The 15,384-nt window shown below is 46.7% G+C and carries 13 protein-coding genes and 1 pseudogene; 6 read left to right on the top strand and 8 right to left on the bottom strand.

Annotated elements, in window-relative coordinates; translation table 11 throughout:
* Positions 1-16 precede the first annotated feature (16 nt).
* The gene (locus B3A20_RS08625) at positions 17-415 is read left to right on the top strand and encodes a GNAT family N-acetyltransferase (RefSeq protein WP_290763604.1); all 399 of its coding nucleotides are present in this window, start codon (positions 17-19) and stop codon (positions 413-415) included.
* A gap of 4 nt (positions 416-419) precedes the next feature.
* Here the strand turns inward: B3A20_RS08625 and B3A20_RS08620 are convergent, their stop codons facing one another.
* Positions 420-1,523 carry a PDDEXK nuclease domain-containing protein gene (locus B3A20_RS08620; RefSeq protein ID WP_296013820.1) on the bottom strand — a complete coding sequence of 368 codons (1,104 nt, stop codon included), beginning with the start codon at positions 1,521-1,523 and terminating at the stop codon, positions 420-422.
* A gap of 1,276 nt (positions 1,524-2,799) precedes the next feature.
* On the opposite strand from B3A20_RS08620, the gene B3A20_RS08615 reads away from it, so the two are divergent.
* From B3A20_RS08615 to B3A20_RS08605, 3 genes and pseudogenes are all read left to right on the top strand, one after another.
* On the top strand, positions 2,800-3,246 hold the full coding sequence (locus B3A20_RS08615; protein WP_290763600.1) for a GNAT family N-acetyltransferase: 447 nt from the start codon (positions 2,800-2,802) through the stop codon (positions 3,244-3,246).
* 73 nt (positions 3,247-3,319) lie between these two features.
* Positions 3,320-3,655: pseudogene (locus B3A20_RS08610) on the top strand (DoxX family protein); the annotation flags it as partial.
* A 106-nt stretch (positions 3,656-3,761) separates the two neighbouring features.
* Positions 3,762-5,696, top strand: coding sequence for a glycoside hydrolase family 44 protein (locus B3A20_RS08605; RefSeq protein WP_290763596.1), 1,935 nt, complete (start codon positions 3,762-3,764; stop codon positions 5,694-5,696).
* A 46-nt stretch (positions 5,697-5,742) separates the two neighbouring features.
* Here the strand turns inward: B3A20_RS08605 and B3A20_RS08600 are convergent, their stop codons facing one another.
* Positions 5,743-6,729 (bottom strand): guanosine polyphosphate pyrophosphohydrolase, encoded by a 987-nt coding sequence (locus tag B3A20_RS08600; protein ID WP_290763594.1) that lies wholly within the window; start codon positions 6,727-6,729, stop codon positions 5,743-5,745.
* A gap of 209 nt (positions 6,730-6,938) precedes the next feature.
* Here B3A20_RS08600 and B3A20_RS08595 point away from each other — a divergent pair, with 209 nt between their 5' ends.
* Positions 6,939-7,178, top strand: a complete 240-nt coding sequence (locus B3A20_RS08595; RefSeq protein WP_290763593.1) for a DUF1653 domain-containing protein — start codon at positions 6,939-6,941, stop codon at positions 7,176-7,178.
* Positions 7,179-7,198: 20 nt separating this feature from the next.
* Positions 7,199-7,969 carry a lysoplasmalogenase family protein gene (locus tag B3A20_RS08590; protein WP_290763590.1) on the top strand — a complete coding sequence of 257 codons (771 nt, stop codon included), beginning with the start codon at positions 7,199-7,201 and terminating at the stop codon, positions 7,967-7,969.
* 44 nt (positions 7,970-8,013) lie between these two features.
* Here the strand turns inward: B3A20_RS08590 and B3A20_RS08585 are convergent, their stop codons facing one another.
* The 6 genes from B3A20_RS08585 to B3A20_RS08560 form a co-directional block, all read right to left on the bottom strand.
* The gene (locus tag B3A20_RS08585; protein WP_290763588.1) at positions 8,014-9,393 is read right to left on the bottom strand and encodes a glycoside hydrolase family 16 protein; all 1,380 of its coding nucleotides are present in this window, start codon (positions 9,391-9,393) and stop codon (positions 8,014-8,016) included.
* A gap of 157 nt (positions 9,394-9,550) precedes the next feature.
* Entirely contained in the window at positions 9,551-10,966 is a 1,416-nt protein-coding gene (locus tag B3A20_RS08580) for an MATE family efflux transporter (RefSeq protein ID WP_088629278.1), read from the bottom strand.
* A 46-nt stretch (positions 10,967-11,012) separates the two neighbouring features.
* Positions 11,013-11,357, bottom strand: a complete 345-nt coding sequence (locus tag B3A20_RS08575; RefSeq protein ID WP_290763581.1) for a MetQ/NlpA family ABC transporter substrate-binding protein — start codon at positions 11,355-11,357, stop codon at positions 11,013-11,015.
* Between the two features lie 8 nt (positions 11,358-11,365).
* Positions 11,366-12,556, bottom strand: a complete 1,191-nt coding sequence (locus B3A20_RS08570) for a hypothetical protein (protein WP_290763579.1) — start codon at positions 12,554-12,556, stop codon at positions 11,366-11,368.
* Positions 12,557-12,605: 49 nt separating this feature from the next.
* The gene (locus B3A20_RS08565) at positions 12,606-14,000 is read right to left on the bottom strand and encodes an alpha/beta fold hydrolase (RefSeq protein ID WP_290763577.1); all 1,395 of its coding nucleotides are present in this window, start codon (positions 13,998-14,000) and stop codon (positions 12,606-12,608) included.
* Positions 14,001-14,162: 162 nt separating this feature from the next.
* Entirely contained in the window at positions 14,163-15,371 is a 1,209-nt protein-coding gene (locus tag B3A20_RS08560; RefSeq protein ID WP_290763575.1) for a pyridoxal phosphate-dependent aminotransferase, read from the bottom strand.
* Between the last annotated feature and the right edge of the window lie 13 nt (positions 15,372-15,384).

Here is a 15,384-nt window from a genome sequence, read left to right as displayed (position 1 = left end):
CCTATTCTTTCTGCAAATGCTCCAGTTTTTCGATGGAGATTTATTCTGCGGGTTCTCGAACTCCATCACGCACGGGAGCATTACGAACATCATCTATTTTGCGGTTATGCCAGAACTGCGCAGTCGCGGATACGGCTCACAAATTCTGCAAGTCATTCGCGAACAACACCCCGACACACGCATCGTCGTCGATATCGAAGTCGAAGAAGATTCCAAGGACGCCGAAGAACTTGAACGCAGGAATCGTCGCCGCGACTTTTACCAGCGCAACGGCTTTGACTCCTCCCCCTTTGATTACGTCTGGCAAGGCGAACACTACCGCCTACTCACCGCAGGCGGCACCGTCACCGAAAAGGAATTCCGCGACTTCTGGAAAGAAATTCTGAAGAACGTCCCCGGAGCAAAGTACCCGTAAAATCTTACAGCGGCACTTCGCACAATCTTTTCTCAATTTCCTCAATAGAGGGCATTGTGCCTTCAACCTTTTCAGGGTAGAATTTTTCCAATTCATATTCCGAAATGCTGATAGGTTGCGTACTTGATTCCAGTGCGTACTGTGCCTGCACCTTGTCCTTTTCCTTGCAAATCAGCAGACCGATTGTCGGGTTGTCGCGCCCTTCCTTTTTAAGGATGTGATTGCATGCCACCATGTATCCGCCCAGTTGCCCGATATCGGCAAATTCAAAGCGCCCGATTTTCACCTCGACAACGACATAACAGGAAAGATTCAGGTTGTAAAAAAGCAAATCCATGAACTTCTCCCTTTCGCCCACCATAATGCCATATTCTTTGCCGACATAGGCAAATCCCGTGCCCAACTCCACAAGAAAACGGGTAATGTTGTTCAGCAGGCTATCTTTCAGCAGTTTTTCGTTGTAGCGGCCCGTAATACCCGTAAACGCGAAATTGTAAGGATCTTTCGTCAGTTCTTGAGCCAAATCGCTTGTTTCGGCAGGGAGAGTCCGTTCAAAATTCGTCAAAGCCTTTCCCTGGCGCTCGTAAAGATCGGTAGAAAGCGCATTCAGAAGGGACGAACGGCTCCAGCCATTTTCTACCGTCTGGCGGGCAAAAAACAGGGCCTTTTGAGGATTTTCCTTGAACTTGTCCATTAAGACAACGTGATGTCCCCATGGAATTGAAAAGATGTCATGGGCAATTTGCTCAACAACTTGTTGAGTAATTGGAAAATCTTCCTTTTGTTCCCCGATCTTGGGTGCATTTTCCAAATAGGGGCGATACATAAGATAAAAGTTCTTCATGTACAGAATGTTCGTGGGAGAAAAACAAGTGGCACTGGGAATCTGAGCCTTTAAATCTCGGCTCAGATTCTTCATGAAGCCGCTGCCCCATTTGCTTTCAGCCTGCTTGGTTACAATATCGCGCCCCAATTCCCAGTAGTAGCGCAACATTTCGCTATTTACCTTCACCGCCGCCTTGATCTGGCTCTTGCGATAACGGGAAGAAAGTTCCTTGACCCAGTGAATGTAATCCTTGTCCAAGATGTTGATAGATTTTTTCGACATAGATATCCTCTTAAAAATGGTTGCAGCCCCGGCGTTACTTGCCACTCTTTCGAGTGAACTCGAGTAGGTCGTGTTCCTACCAGCTATCCAACAGGACCGTCAAGAAGGTTGATGGGCCCCGCCGCGAATGCACGTACGGACCAAATGGTCTATGTCGACTGTCGCGAGGATTATCGAATTACGATTGTAATATAAGTAAATGTGTATTCCCGGTCAATGGGCACGCCGCTAGTTTCAAACCACCAGAGTTTCATCTTCTTCAAGAAATCCGCATCCAGTGGTCACCCTGAAGCATCGGGGATTACGGAATCCACGGCGCAATAAAGGCACAATGCCGTCCGACGACGAATCGCCAATATAATCGAGCCCCGCTCCACAGTTTGCCTGCTGAGCGTCTCCGACAGGGAATTCCTGGAAATCTACAGTCATTTCGGCAGCACCAAGGCTCCGAAAAATGGCCCAAAAGCCAAGAATCTATCCAATTCTTCTGATTTTTTCAGCGTCAAACCGCTTGCGAACCCGCATAAAATAAGGTATATTCAGAAAGTAGGTCTTATAGGGGCTCTTTATGAGCTAAGGTAAAACAAAAAGGAAGCATGTATGGTCCTCAGGTCCCATCATAGGAATGATCAATTCAAAAAAATTGGTATTCCAAGCGTCGAGGATAATTTCGCTTACTCATGCTTCCTAACCCTTAATATACCTCTTTTTTCGGATAAATGCAATGATTAACGCTCAATTAGATGACCAAAATTGCAAAATTCTGCTAAAAGGCATCGAAAACAAGTCGAAAGACTTATCCAAGGCCACGAAAACAATAGCCGTTGATCTTAGGACATCCAATCTTATAAGGGCTCTTTATGAGCTGAGGTAAAACAACAAGAATATCGTTTTTGTTTTTAGAGCATATAAACACAAACTCACTGCATGGACCGCATACAGAGATGACTGTAAAAAATAAAAGTAGATGGAAAAAGTTTTTTATGAAAATATATCCATTGGTCATCCATGTATGCCATAGGAGTCCCCCGGCTTCATTCCGACATGGCGGTCCAACCGAGAGATATCCATAATATACCATTTTTCACAAGGAAAGTCAACACCCCAAGGCAAGTTTCATCAACGCAACCATAGATGACCACAAATTTGGTCTTATAGTGACTCTTTTGGGGCAGAGGTAAAACTATCCCTTTGAAAAAGTGGTATATTGTCTCTAAAAGAGGTTTATCATGTTTAGTTAAGTCCTATAGGGATTCTTTAAAAGCCGAGGCAAGCAATGATAATCGCGATTAGCAAAGATGATCCGTGGTGGGAAAAGACCCGCGCATTTGCGAAAGATTGCCCATGGCTGCCGGGGCGTCGTTTAGCCGAGCGAATGTCAAAGAACGATTTCCTAGACTGGGAAAAAGTTTTCGTTGCTGTACACGGTGAAGATGTTGTCGGCTTTTGCGTTCTCGAGGAGAACGGGAACATTCCTGCGAAATTCAGTTGCAGCCCTTTTATAAATCTCGTTTACGTTGGCGAAGAATTCCGGGGAGAGCGGCTATCCAAAAGCTTAATTGACGCAGCGCTTGATTACGCCCAAAGGCTCGGCTACAAAAAAGTTTATCTCAAAAGCGAGCACCACGGCCTATACGAAAAATACGGGTTCAAGAAGATTGCTGATTTCGAACCAACGGTCGGGCTTGCGAACCAACTGTTTGAAATTGAGATTTCTTTTTAAAACTACCTTTCATCATTCCTTACTCGCAAAAATTTTTTTGGCATTTCCGCTCTACTTATCCTATATTAAAAGTATGAAATACTTAAAAATATTTTGTAGGGGTCTGCTAGGGTTATTTATGACCTATGCAGGTATCAGTCACTTGACCATCGCTAGGCAAGAATTCCTGGCGCAGGTCCCATCGTGGTTTCCGCAGAATCCGGGATTCCTGGATTTCGTGGTATTGGCCTCGGGCGTCGTCGAGATTTTGCTCGGCCTCAGCATGATATTCTTGTACAAGCACAAGGGTACGGTTGGTGTACTGCTTGCGCTGTTCTACGTTGCTATTTTCCCGGGCAACATCAGCCAGTACGTGAACGGCATCAACGCATTCGGACTTGACACTGACCAGGCTCGTTTTATTCGCCTGTAGTCACAAATGTCCACAGGCGTTTATTTAATTTTTGCCAAACTATATTTTGAGTATATATTTACAGGAAAACCGTTCCACAGGGACCATTTAAAAGGCGTTGTTTATGGGATATTCAAATTTTTTCACAGTGGCTGCATTCGGCACGCTATTTGCTGTCTCCCCCACATTGGCCATCGACATTACCGTTGATGCGAACGCGGGCATCAAGAAAATTTCGCCGTACCTTTACGGGCGAAACATCGATAAAATCAGCGATGGCGATGCTGAGGTCACCGAAGAAGAGTCTGCCTTCATCAACCAGATGCTCGATGCGGGCATCCACATGTTGCGAGCGAACAACGGCAACAATGCCACGCGCTACAATTGGCGTCACAAAATGACAGTTCACCCCGACTGGTATAACAACGTGTACTCGCACGATTGGGCGATTACCGCACAAAAGGTACTCGACAAAATGCCGGGTGTTGACGCCATGTACGCCTTCCAGCTCACAGGCTATGCAGCTAGCAGCACTGACTACAACTTTCCCGACTGGAACTGGAAACAAGAACACGGCACGTACGCAACGCAAACGTTCGACCTTGCGGGCGGCGGCGAAGTCTCAGAAGACGGCAAGACGCTCATCAAAGCGGGCGACCCATCGCTTTACAACATGGAATGGCCGGCCGATTCTACGGTAGCCATTATCCCGCATTGGAAAGACGAACTCAAGTTTGATATGAGCCGTTTCAAGTATTGGAGCATGGACAACGAGATGGAAATTTGGCGCGGTACACATTCCGACCTGGATTTGCCCGTCACGGGAGACTTTCTCGTTGAGCGTTACATTGACGTTGCCAAGAAGGCGCGCGCCCAGTGGAAAGACATCAAGCTCACCGGCCCTGTTGCCGCAAATGAATGGCAATGGTGTTCCGTATCTTCGTACAACAAGGAAGATCGCCCTAAAGGCGAAGACCGCAACTACTGCTGGCTAGAATACTTTATCATGAAAGTTGCCGAAGAACAGAAAAAATCTGGTGTTCGCCTACTCGATGTTTTCGACATTCACTGGTACCCGACAGAAAAAGATTACGAATCACGCGTGAACTGGCATCGAGTCATGTTTGATACAACCTATAACTATCCCGGCGCAAACGGCATAAAGATGGTCGGTGGCAACTGGGACAATAAAATCACCAAGGAGTACATTTTCGTGCGCATCAACCAGTGGCTCGAAAAATACTTCGGCAAGGATCACGGCATCACACTCGGCATTACCGAAACAAGCATCCTCGACAACGATCCCATGGTGACAGCACTCATTTACGCGTCATTCCTTGGCACCATGCAAGATAACGGTGTGGAGATTTTCACCCCGTGGACCTGGGGCGACGGCATGTACGAAACGGTGCACCTTTTCAGTCGCTACGGCCATCCAAACCGAGTGCAATCTACATCAAGTAATGATTCGCTGGTATCCGCCTACAGTTCTATCAGCAACAAGGGCGATTCGCTCACAGTGATTTTTGTAAACCGAGCCGAAAAAGACGCACAAGATATAGACCTCAATCTTGCGAACTTTACCTCCGACGGAACAGTCAAAACACTCACCTTGCAAAATCTCCAAGGCGAAACGTTCGTTTCGCACACAAGCAACGCTTTGAAAGAGAACGCAGTTGAAGCAAATGCGCAGGGCGGAACGACCACTGCGACGGGCTACAGCATAAACAGATTCAAGATGACGCTCCCCGCCAAATCCATCACCGCGGTGCTACTCACTACAACTACGCCAAAACAAATCGACGCCATAGCCCCCACGAGAAGCGCTCTCACAGGGAACCTGCTGCACCATGAAAACGGCAACTGGTTTATCGACAACGGTTCAGGGAAAGTGCGCCGTATAAACGTGTTCAACAGTCTCGGGCAAAGCGTACTGCGAATGCACGCCATCGCCCGCGGAAACATCCGCATTGCAAGCGAAGTACTCGGCAGAGGCAATTTCATTGTGCGCATAGAAACTGCAAGCGGAACGCAAATGCAAAAAATAACAGTGAAGTAGAATTTATCTATAGCAACAACTAATGAAAGCCTATCATACCAGAACGCTAATCTATCAAGTCGTTTTGGAATCTTGACAGGTGTTCGAACGGCAAAATTTGGCGTCCTCTGAAAAGTCCGCAACCATCGTTGATCAATTGATTGTTGATGGCCTTGAACATGTTCACATCAAGTTTCGATAACTCAAGTTCCTGCAATTTTGTCAGGCGCTCATAAGCATCATCAAAGTAAACGCACTCGCCGCTTGGAATTTGGTCATGTTTGGAACGACGCGTTTCTTGAGTCTTTTCATACCCGAAGTGGTTTGCATCACCGATTTCGGCAAAGTCATCCATATCTTTTGTTCTAAGTTGTACTTCCGTATAGCAACGGGCAAGATTATCATACATCGTTATGTGCAACGATTGGTACCCGGAGCTTCGCGGAGTCGCCACCGAGTCATGGTAATACGGCTGAACAGCATCTTTTAGCAAGTCGCAATGTCCGCCATCCTTATGTCTTGAAATTTCTGGAGTAAAACCTCGTTCCTCCAAAAATTCAGGCATGACGTTCGCAATTTCGTAAAGATACTTCCGTTCAATTTCACTCCGTTCCTCGCCTTTTTTGATATGGCAAGATGGCATCGAAATGACAATACGATAAGCAATCAAGTCGCGAAAATTCAGCGTGCTTTTTATTTCGGCTTCAGATGGGAACACCCCATTCTTCTTGTAATAGTTATAAACAAATTCAAGGATATACCCATTAAATTTTTCTTCGGCGCGAATCAGAGACTTGATGCGCCCTTTGAACGTAAACGCCAAGAAGGGATATTCCCTCGTCATGTACTTGTAGAATTCTTTTATTCGTTGAGATTGCGAAGTCAAGAAGTCGTTGTGTTCCAGTAATTCAATAATCTGAATTAAAAAATTCGAATGCGCAAGATCGATGCCATTATGTGTTTCCTTAGCACTGTTTCTGAGATCATTTGAATATTGGTGCAAAATTTTCAACACCGTGTTTCCAGAAAACAAATAGTCGTTCAAAGAAATCATCTTACGCCTCCCGAGCAAGAATTCTTGCGGTTTTTATGTGTCAAAATATAACAAAAGCTCTTGCGAATTCCCACGAAATAAGGTAAATTGCAAAACAAATATTTTTTTGCATTTCAAAACATTACGTACGATGTAAAAGAGGTTTCAAAAATTGTAACAAATTACAAAAACTTAAAAAACATTAATCTAAAAAATTCAGGAAATTTTTTATGGAAAATAGAGAACTTAAAATTCACGGCATTTACAGGCACTTCAAAAACCGCTACTACATTGTCGAAGGTGTAGCGAAACATTCCGAAACCGACGAAGAATACGTCATCTACCGCGCACTTTACGGCAATAATACAGTTTGGCTTCGCGAGAAATCCATGTTCTTAAGCGAAGTCGATCACGAAAAACACCCAGATGCAAAGCAGAAATACCGTTTTGATGAAGTAGAGTTAGGATAAAATTGATTATATTATACGTTATGAACAAGAAAAATCTCATAACTTCGCTTATTATTATCGTCGGAATTCTCATGATTACATTCTTCGTGAGGGACTGGCTTGTATTTTACAACTGTGGTGCTGTCGAGCAGTGTCTCGTCGAAAGCAGCAACTACCAGAACATAGCCAAGTTCGCTGTTACCGCCATCATGACAATTGTCGTATTTTTCATCGGCGAGAATTGTCTTTGCAAGCGCGACCGCAACTTTTTGCAGGCGGGTTTCGCTATGGCTTTGTGCGCGGATTTCTGCTTGAAAATCATGCACAACTACGCACACGTTCTGGAGCACCGCAGCGATTACACGTTGCTTGGCATTTGCTTCTTTATGGTTGTGCAGGCACTTTTCATTTACCGTCACACGCGCACAAGCGATACAGACAACAGCTCTCCGTGGATTCTGATTATCCCATTTGCCGTCATGTTCATCACGAATGCGCTCCATCTGTTCCGCATTTTCGAAGGGCCGACCGTCCCGATTATCGCGACTTACGCTGCGTTTCTCATCTGCTCGCTCGTTGTCGCCTGCAAAGTTCCGAAGAAAGGCTACTTCCCAGCTAAAAACGCGCGCAACATCAAGCGCGGCATGATTCTGTTTTTCTGCTGCGATGCATGCGTAGGCATTTCGCTTGCAACCGGCGATGACCACAGCGTTCAAGAAATCGTGGCCACAGTCGCCAACAACTTTGTATGGTATTTCTATACGCCGGCCCTAATTCTACTCGGGCTCAGCGGATACAAGAGGAAAGAGTAATTTCTTACAAGATGGAGATGCCCGCTCGGAGGCGGGCATGACAATCATTTAATGATACGGCCCTTGAAATCATAGGTGCGGGATTCGCCGAACTGCACGTAAAGCATCCCGTTCTTGCGGAAAACTTTTGCGCCATAAGCAGGGGCAATCGTCCGCGCAGTCTCGTGGATTCCAACAGACGGGTCCTTCGTCGGGATTTCATCACCTGACTTGAGCAAGCGCCACATCTGGTTCCATTCCCAGTCATCAGCCCAGCTCTGCACCACGCGTTCGCCATCCGTCGTTGCTCGCAGATACATATTGCTGTGTTGCATTTTCATGCGCACCACGGAGCCCTCATAGCCGGATTGCTTTTCCATAGCCACTTTCTGGTGAGCGCCGCCGTTCCACTTGTAAAGGCTCATCGTTATGCCAGCCTCAGTTGATTCATTCGGCGTATCAAGCGAGATATCGCCAAAGTTGATGCGGTAAGTCGTCGATGAAAGCGGTGTCATCGTCGCAATCGCGTTATCGCCACTACAGTCGCCTAGCGCAAGCTTGTTCTCGGCGGTCCTTGTCATGCACGTGCCAAAATTCATGGACATGAAGCGCACAGTATCCGGCTTTGCAGGTTTCGCTTGCCATACACGCACCCAGTCCGCCTCAAAATACGCAGGCTTGTCCGAGGTGATTTCGATATCGTCGCCCGCCCAGCCACCAATCGCCAAATTCACGATAATGTACTGCGCCGAAAGTTGCTTGATTTCGGTCGGGCGGTTGTAACTTGCAAACTTCTTGTCGTCAAAATAAAAGCTAAGCGTTGACTCGTCCCATTCCACCGCATACGTGTGGAAATCCGCCGAGCGGTCCACATTGTCGTCCTTATGACCGCCAAAAGAGGCTTCATGATCCCACGCCGAACCATGACTGCTGTACCAACTCGGGTCGGTGTAATGCAGATAGTAATGATGCTGCTTGCGCGATGCGGGGATTTCCAAAATGTCAATTTCTGGAGGCCAGCCGTCTTGCAAAGTCCAAAATGCAGGCCAGGTTCCCTTTTGTGAGGGTGCCTTGAATCGGCCTTCGATATAGCCGTACTTGACCTCAAATTTTCCCTTCGTGTCAATTGCACCCGAAGTGTAATCGACCGGGATTTCCTTGTTGTTGAACTTCGCCGTTCTGCCCTTGGCATCCGGGTGTGTTTTCTTTTCGCCCTTAAGCTTGAGGGTACCATCGGATACAATCACGTTTTCTTTAGCGCAGTAGGCGCGATGGTTATGCGTCGGGCCCCAGTTGTACGTCGAATTCCACTTTTTCGTGTCAAGCGAAGTGCCGTCAAAGTTATCTTCAAAAACGAGATTCCAGCCGCTAAAGTTAGACGGCGGGGCAGCAAAAGCGATAGAGGCGAGCGCAACGAAGCCCGCAATGACGTGATTTTTTTTCATATCCAATTCCAATCCTCTCCCACGACTTCTGCTAAAAAATTTGCCACCACCAAAAAGCAAAACAAAAAAGCCGCAGGCAGTATAAATATACCTACGGCACCTCGATAAGCCTAGTTAAAAGTTGTAAAAAAGCCCCCGAATCTACGATTTTCGAGCTTTATTTAGCGTTCATCACGTGTCTGCGCCATTTTCCGCTCTTCCAGCGACGCCAGAAAATCAGCGGAGCCGTGCTATAAACGGCAACCACGACAATCCAAGCGTAATGGGCCGGCAGGTGGAAAACGTAAGCCACGATGTACAAGGCAATCGCCACGAACCAGTTCATGATACCGCATGCGAACATCACCCAGACCGTATCGCCCGCACCGCGAAGCGCACCCGCATAAATCACGAGCAAGACTTCAACAAAAATGTAGAACGTCGCAATCCGAAGCATGAACATGCTCATCGGGCGAGCCGCATTAAAAATCGCAAGCGCGCTTTCCGTCGCCTCGGCAACATCCGGCTTGAAAATATCCGTCAGCACTCCCGGCAAGAAGATGAAGAAAATCCCCATTACCAGGGAATAGCCCCAGCCGAGCTTAAGCCCGGAATAAGTCGAACGCGTTGCCGCAGCAGCATTCTTGGCGCCCACATAGCGCCCCACCAGGCTCGTCGACGCGACCTCCAGCCCCATCAGCGGCACATACGCCACCAAGTCCCAGTTAAACATAATCGAAGAAGCAGTCGCCGCCTCAGGCCCAAGCGCATGGAACATCAAAATCAACGACTGGAACGCCGCCATATTCAAGAACATCTCGACGCCAGACGGGATTCCTTTTTGCAAAAGTTCACGGGTCAAAGGCCAGCTAAACGCGAACGCAAAACGCGTGCGGAACCGACGATGGCAACTATTGCTAAAGAACTTCGCAAACAGAATCACCGTAGAAACCACATTGCCAATAAGCGTGCCATAAGCAGCGCCCGCAACGCCCATCGCGGGAATCGGACCGTAGCCATAAATCAATACAAAGTTGCAGGCCACGTTCACAATCATGCCAGCGAAAGCCGCCTTCATCACGACCTTGGTTTCGCCGATACCGCTAAAGAAACACGGAGCGGCATTACGCAACAAATTGATCACGCCGCCAAACATCAAAATATTGAAATACGTCTTCTGGTATTCGAGCTGGTCGGCCGGCAAATGCTCCAGTCCAAACGCAAAATGCCCCAGCGGAATCGTGAGGTACAAAAGCGGCACAGAAATCAGCGACAAGTACACCGATTGCATGAACACGCGGGCGCAATCCCAGCGTTTTTTACCACCCAAGCGCTGAGCCACCATTGCCGTCGTATAGCTAATCGCGCCCGTAAAAAACATCGTGAGTGCAAGCTGCACCGCCCCCGCCCCAAGCGCCGCATTCATTTCGGCAGGGCCAAGCTTCGAGAGGAACAAACGGTCGATGAACGTCATGAACGTATCAAACGACATCGACAGAAGCATCGGGAGTGCCACCACGAGCACATCCTTCACGTCCCCGTTCTTCTTGAATTTCGAAGGTTTATAGAACCTATTTAAAATAGCATCAACCATAGCTTGGCAAAGATAGAAAAAATCAAAGACCGCGCGACAGCCGATTTTACTTTCCTATTTCTTTTTTCAGCCTCAAGAGAACTTCTTTCTTATCTGAATCCGAGTTAAACCAAAGGCTATCGATATACAAGCCATCGACAAAGCCTTTGGCAAGCGCCTCGTTGGCATGCTCCTGAGTATCCCACTTTTTTATCTGTAACGTGATAGATTCCTTGGCAAGCGAAGATGAAGCCTTCTTCAGCAGGGACTCATCTTCATCACGAACCACGCCCACTGAAAAACTCAACGAAGTTTCTTGTTTTTTAATAGTCGCGCGTTTGCGGGCACAGCAATCAAAACGAGCCATCGCAAGGGAACTCAGCAAAATACAAAGTAATACAATCTTTTTCATATGAACTCCTAGAAGTCAAACATCGCTTCTACACCAAAAATAAAGGAAGGATCATTCTTATTCCCTTCGGACGGCCAATCATCGCCATACGGGATATCGACAAGCACCATCGAGATGATATCAATTTTGAAATCAGGCACATTAAAGTAGAATCGTCCGCCAACACGTACCGAGCTCAAGTCGTCTTTTTTATCTAATGTATTTGTATGTAATTCTAGCGGAACACCAATCGTCCAATATTCATTCAAAGCAACGCTCGGCTCGATGGCCGCAAAAAAGTATTCCGGTCGGCTCGTTATTTCAAGGCTAGTGCGTACCGGATCATCAACAAACGCATAAAATAATGAACCGATAATGCAGAATCTCGAAATTTCGAACGACGGTTCTGCAAGCAAAACATGATTCGAGACAGCATCGTCACTTGCGAGGAATACCGAATGAAATCCGTACAACCCGTGGAAAGCAAAGTTTCCCAAAGATAGCGATACATCCAAGCCTGCATAAAGTTCATTGTAATCTTTACGCTGATAGCTTTTGTAATCAACATAAGGTCGAAAAACTTGATTTGCAATTTCTAGGTCATACGCCGCATGAACTTCATACGTATAACCTTCCAGACAATCCATTCCCATGTACTCGCCAAACATGAAATGGTAGTGGCAACTTTGGTCATTGCCCGCAGTGCCAAAACCTATATCAAATTGCAATCCGTTCCACTGGAATTCTAAACCGCGAATCGTCTTTTGCGAAATGCCTGCAGCGTCATCGCGCGGATCTCCGAAATCATAATAATTCTTGAAAATACCTTCAAAAAATTTCAAGTCACCAACGCGAAAGAAAGTGCGTTCCGAACGAGTGTATTGAATATACGCTCCGTTAAAAATAACCGCAGGGTTGACCGGATCCATGGTCGAACCATCGCCCATGTCCATTCCCTCCATACCTTCCATACCCTCCATTCCATTCATCGCCATCCCCATCGCTTCGAGTTCAAGCCACGCCGACCAACGTTCATTGTAGTGAAAGTCAAAATCTAAATCAAGCATGGATTCAAAACGATGCGTCACCTTCGTTTCATCAGTATTCCAGTCGGCATAGGCATGCACCATCACCATTCCCGAAAGGTCAAATTTAGGCTGAGCCTCAGCAAAAGCAACACCCGCAGACAATAAAACGCATGATAAAATTCTTTTACTCATAAAACAAAGGAGCATCCTTTTTACAGACGCTCCTCCCCATAATGATTAATTACTTGTCGCCCTTGATAAAGTTGTCGATATAGTCCGTTACCGTTTCTACAGCGGCTTTGGAACCCCAATGTGTATTATGGTCCGCATCTTTGACTTCACGGAACACGACTTTCTTTGCCTTAGAAAGGCCATCCTGCAACGTTTCCTGCGACTTTTTATCGAATATAGCGTCCTTTGTACCCCAGATAATCTGGACATCCGATTTAATCGAAGAAAGACGATTCGAATTATCAATCTTCAACAAATTCTTGACGAGGAATTTCCATGCATAGTAAGGAACTTGTTTTAAATGTTCCAAGTTCGCCGCTTGGAATTCTTCATCGGAATTCGTATTTTCGCCCCACTTTTCAATGAAGGATTCAGGAAGTTTCTGCGTGGAATCGTAAGCAAAAATTCCATCAAAAGACTTGTCGCCAGTACCGTTCACAAGCCAATCAATCGTGGCATTCGATTCATCGATTGCTGCGCCCGAGCCAATCAATGTAATGGATGCAATTTTATCGGCATGCAAAATAGAGAGTTCCTGCGCCACAAACGCGCCTAGAGAATGACCAACAATATGCGGCTTCTTCAGTTCAAGTTTATCAATAAAGGCTGCGATATCATTCGTCAATTCCTTGACCGCATAAGCGGATTCTTCAATAGGCTTATCCGTCTTTCCGTTGCCGCGGAGTTCCGGAACATAAACGCGATAGCCCTTCTTTGCAAGCGCCGGCGCCACCTGCGACCACGAAACACGACCATCCGTAAGGCCGTGGATCAAAATGACAGGAGTGCCCTTTTCGTCACCCGTGACCGTGTAAGATAAATGAATTCCCGTAGACAGGTGAGTCGCCTTTTCGGTCCAATCCACTTCCTGATAATCCGAGAATCTCTTGGTCGTAAAGGTATTGTTCTTGCCCATAAAATGATGACCATTCACCTTTGCGTTGTCTTCAAAAGCGTAGACATCCGTATTGCTGCTACCCACATGAACAACGTCCGCGCTCCCTGAAAAATCAACACGGCCCGAGCGCTTGATTAGCAAATTGCCCGTGACCTTGACGTTTTTAAGCACTGTTGCGCCCGGCGTCGACGTATTCACCGTCAACACGCCTTCAATCGTCGTATCCTGCAAGAAGATGATGCCATCTTTAATATTTTCATTGCCAAGTGTCAAGCCGCTTGATGCTGATTTGTGGTCACCAGATTCCGTAGCATGACCAGAATGTTCATCGGCAGCACCGGAATGCGTTTCGCTAGAACCGGAGTGTTCATCCGTAGCATGATGTTCATGTTCTTCAGAGGTTGATGGAGCGACAGAATTTGAATCGTCATCAGAACATGCAGAAAGAGAAAGGAGCGATGCTAAAATAATAGTCGAAAGTTTCGTATGGTTTTTAAAGATATTCATTGATTCCTCCGTTGTTAAGTTGATTTTTGTAGGCACAATGATAGATTCTGCGGAGGCTTTTGTCCAATACTATTATTTCATTACTGATGATACAATTTATTTATAACTAAAAAAGGAGCAGCATTTCGCCACACCTTTCAATTACAAATTAATTCACACAAGCTATCGTTTCAACTTTTTCAAATTTTCCAAGCGATTGAGTGCTTCGTAAAGCGTTTCATCTTTCTTCGCGAAATGCAAACGAACAAGGTGATCCACCGGTTCGCGGAAAAAACTTGAGCCAGGTACTGCCGCCACGCCCACCTTCTGCGCCATATCAATGCAGAATTGTTCATCGGGCAATGTGCCAGCCGCTGATTTAACACAACTACAAGATTCGCGGCGACCGTATCCGAATTCCGAAATATTAATCAGCACAAAGTAAGCACCCTGCGGTTCTGTAAAACGCAAACCGAGATTGCGGAGTCCGCTTGTAAACACATCCTTCATGTGCGTGTAATGCGCTTGCAAGCCCGCATAATACGAATCGTCAAAACGAAGCGCCGTCACAGCCGCTTCCATCAACGGAGCCGCAGCACCCACCGTCAAAAAGTCATGAACCTTCTTGATGCGTTCCATAACCGGTTCTGCCGCAAGTACATAACCCAAGCGCCAGCCCGTAATCGAATAGGTCTTGCTCAAGCTGCTACATTCAATCGTGCGTTCGAACATTCCCGGGAGCGTAGCGATGTAAGTATGGCGATGCGGAGCGAAAATAATATGCTCATAGACTTCATCCGTAATCACATACAAATCATACTTGACCGCAAGCGATGCAATAATCGAAAGTTCTTCGTGCGTAAAGACCTTACCGCTCGGATTTGCCGGATTGCAAAGCACAAGCGCTTTCACGCCCGGCTGTGACATCGCGCTTTCGAGCACATTCGCATCAAAGCTCAAGTCAACAGGCGAAAGCGGCACATAGACAGGAGTCGACCCGCAAAGAATCGTATCCGCTGAATAGTTCTCGTAAAACGGCGAGAACAAAACCACCTTATCGCCCGGATTGCAGACCGACATCATCGAAGCCATCATCGCTTCGGTACTACCGCACGTAATCACAATCTCTTTTTGCGGATCATAACGCAGCCCGCTAAAATGGAACTGCTTATCGCTCAGCGCCTCGCGGAAATTCTGCGCGCCAAACGTAATCGCATACTGGTGCGGACCCGTCAAAGCCACTTCCGAAAGACGCTTCGTGAGCGCCTCAGGCGGGTCAAAATCAGGGAATCCCTGCGACAGGTTAATAGCCCCGCAAGCATTGGCAATACGGGTCATTCGGCGGATAACGGAATCGGTAAAAGTTTCAGTGCGTTTACTTAACGGTTGCATGGCGGGGAAATTT

The organism is Fibrobacter sp. UBA4297, from assembly GCF_002394865.1.
GTDB lineage: Bacteria > Fibrobacterota > Fibrobacteria > Fibrobacterales > Fibrobacteraceae > Fibrobacter.
Note: the sequence above shows the minus strand (reverse complement) of the source record. Positions and strands in the feature narration are given on the sequence as shown.

What these genes read in the sequence shown, in the direction of transcription:
- B3A20_RS08625 (WP_290763604.1), top strand. Translation starts at nt 17, where the DNA reads ATGCTCCAGTTTTTCGATGGAGATTTATTCTGCGGGTTCTCGAACTCC.
- B3A20_RS08620 (WP_296013820.1), bottom strand. Translation starts at nt 1,523, where the DNA reads ATGTCGAAAAAATCTATCAACATCTTGGACAAGGATTACATTCACTGG.
- B3A20_RS08615 (WP_290763600.1), top strand. Translation starts at nt 2,800, where the DNA reads ATGATAATCGCGATTAGCAAAGATGATCCGTGGTGGGAAAAGACCCGC.
- B3A20_RS08605 (WP_290763596.1), top strand. Translation starts at nt 3,762, where the DNA reads ATGGGATATTCAAATTTTTTCACAGTGGCTGCATTCGGCACGCTATTT.
- B3A20_RS08600 (WP_290763594.1), bottom strand. Translation starts at nt 6,729, where the DNA reads ATGATTTCTTTGAACGACTATTTGTTTTCTGGAAACACGGTGTTGAAA.
- B3A20_RS08595 (WP_290763593.1), top strand. Translation starts at nt 6,939, where the DNA reads ATGGAAAATAGAGAACTTAAAATTCACGGCATTTACAGGCACTTCAAA.
- B3A20_RS08590 (WP_290763590.1), top strand. Translation starts at nt 7,199, where the DNA reads ATGAACAAGAAAAATCTCATAACTTCGCTTATTATTATCGTCGGAATT.
- B3A20_RS08585 (WP_290763588.1), bottom strand. Translation starts at nt 9,393, where the DNA reads ATGAAAAAAAATCACGTCATTGCGGGCTTCGTTGCGCTCGCCTCTATC.
- B3A20_RS08580 (WP_088629278.1), bottom strand. Translation starts at nt 10,966, where the DNA reads ATGGTTGATGCTATTTTAAATAGGTTCTATAAACCTTCGAAATTCAAG.
- B3A20_RS08575 (WP_290763581.1), bottom strand. Translation starts at nt 11,357, where the DNA reads ATGAAAAAGATTGTATTACTTTGTATTTTGCTGAGTTCCCTTGCGATG.
- B3A20_RS08570 (WP_290763579.1), bottom strand. Translation starts at nt 12,556, where the DNA reads ATGAGTAAAAGAATTTTATCATGCGTTTTATTGTCTGCGGGTGTTGCT.
- B3A20_RS08565 (WP_290763577.1), bottom strand. Translation starts at nt 14,000, where the DNA reads ATGAATATCTTTAAAAACCATACGAAACTTTCGACTATTATTTTAGCA.
- B3A20_RS08560 (WP_290763575.1), bottom strand. Translation starts at nt 15,371, where the DNA reads ATGCAACCGTTAAGTAAACGCACTGAAACTTTTACCGATTCCGTTATC.